Annotated in this window: 1 protein-coding gene and 2 pseudogenes; 1 reads left to right on the top strand and 2 read right to left on the bottom strand. The window is 69.0% G+C overall.

Features of this window, described 5'->3' with window-relative positions:
- A pseudogene (locus E2C05_RS31810) lies at positions 1-93 on the top strand (integrase core domain-containing protein); the annotation flags it as partial.
- Positions 94-190: 97 nt separating this feature from the next.
- On the opposite strand, the pseudogene E2C05_RS31805 reads toward E2C05_RS31810, so the two are convergent.
- Both E2C05_RS31805 and E2C05_RS31800 read right to left on the bottom strand, forming a co-directional pair.
- Positions 191-633, bottom strand: a pseudogene (locus tag E2C05_RS31805) (transposase); the annotation flags it as partial.
- A gap of 361 nt (positions 634-994) precedes the next feature.
- Positions 995-1,231 (bottom strand): hypothetical protein, encoded by a 237-nt coding sequence (locus E2C05_RS31800; RefSeq protein WP_133223593.1) that lies wholly within the window; start codon positions 1,229-1,231, stop codon positions 995-997.
- Between the last annotated feature and the right edge of the window lie 126 nt (positions 1,232-1,357).

Genomic DNA, 1,357 nt, shown 5'->3' with positions numbered 1-1,357 from the left:
GAGCTGCGGACCGGGCTGTCGAAATGGATCGGCTACTACAATGCCAGGCGCCCACATTCCGGCCTGGACGGCAGGACCCCTGACGAGGCGTATGGGACGAATGCGGTGACGCGATTGGCGGCCTGACGGAAACCAGAGCCGAGCTTATTCAGGCTGCCAAGCTGTCCGACCAATGGGGACCACCTCACCGGAGCTGGTCCACCAGGTTCGATCGGGTCACGCCGAGGGTGTCGGCCACCGCCTTCACCGGGAAGCGGCCGGTGGCGGCGACGGCAAGCGTAAGCCGACTTTTTTGGGGCGGGTCTGGTCCAGCGCCTTGCGGAGGATCTCGGCCTCCATCGTCTTGCGGCCGAGCAGGCGCTCCAGCTCACGGACCTTGGCCTCAAGCTCGCGGACCCTGCTGGCGGGGACCACGTCCTCGTCCGCCCTGACAGCCTCCAGGCCACCCTCCGCCATGCGGCGCCTCCCCCCGAACAGGAGGCTGGTAGAGACGCCGTGGAGCCGGGCGACGGCCGAGACCGTCATGCCGGGCCGGGTCGTCTCCTCGACCAGCCGGACCTTCTCCTCGGCAGTGTAGCGCCTCCGGCGCTCCCGGCCGGTGATGACTTCGACGCGCTCGACAGGCTTCGACATAGGCGCACGCCTAGGCTTCCACCTAGGCCCTCAGGGTTGCGCCGGGTGTCCGGTCGAAAGAGGGTGCGCTCCAGTCCTATCAGAACCTCGACCCGGCGATAGCCGATGCCTTTCGCGTCGTCTGTGACGATATCCATAACGTCGTCCGCAAGCCCACTGCTCCAGGCCGACCCAGCACATCCGCAGGCACCCAGAGAAGAAGGGTCCCGAACGGCCGCTTACGCCGTATCACCGCCCAGTCCGCCTGCATCTGCTCGCCCGGCGCCGCCTCGAAGCGCACCACCGGCTCGGGCGCCATCACCGGCCGCACAGTCGGGCGAGATGCTCCTTGGGGATGCTGTAGCCGCCCGCGTAGCCGCGTTCACGGTGCGGAGCAGTGCTCCGCACCCCGCAGCGGCACCGTCGCCTCAAGCCGCTCCAGTGCCGCAGCGGCGACCCGCTCGGCGATGTAGCCCTCGAACGCCGCCAGCTTGCCCGGCCGCGGCGGCCGCGGCGGCCGGTACCGCGCCGCCTCGTGATCCCGCAGGTAGCGCCGGCGCCCACCTCGCGCGATCTTTCGCAGGCCCTTGCCGTGTTTGGCCAACACCCGGATCTCCAATGCCAGTGTAGCCGCCGGAGTGAAACTGACCCGGTCGCCGGTTGAAAGCTGACCCAGGTTCTAGGGTGCCCTGTCACTGCGACGGGGGCCCGGATGCTTGGGGGAGAGCTGGCATTGGAGATCCGG

Source organism: Paracraurococcus ruber, from assembly GCF_004353985.1.
Taxonomy (GTDB): domain Bacteria; phylum Pseudomonadota; class Alphaproteobacteria; order Acetobacterales; family Acetobacteraceae; genus Paracraurococcus; species Paracraurococcus ruber.
Note: the sequence above shows the minus strand (reverse complement) of the source record. Positions and strands in the feature narration are given on the sequence as shown.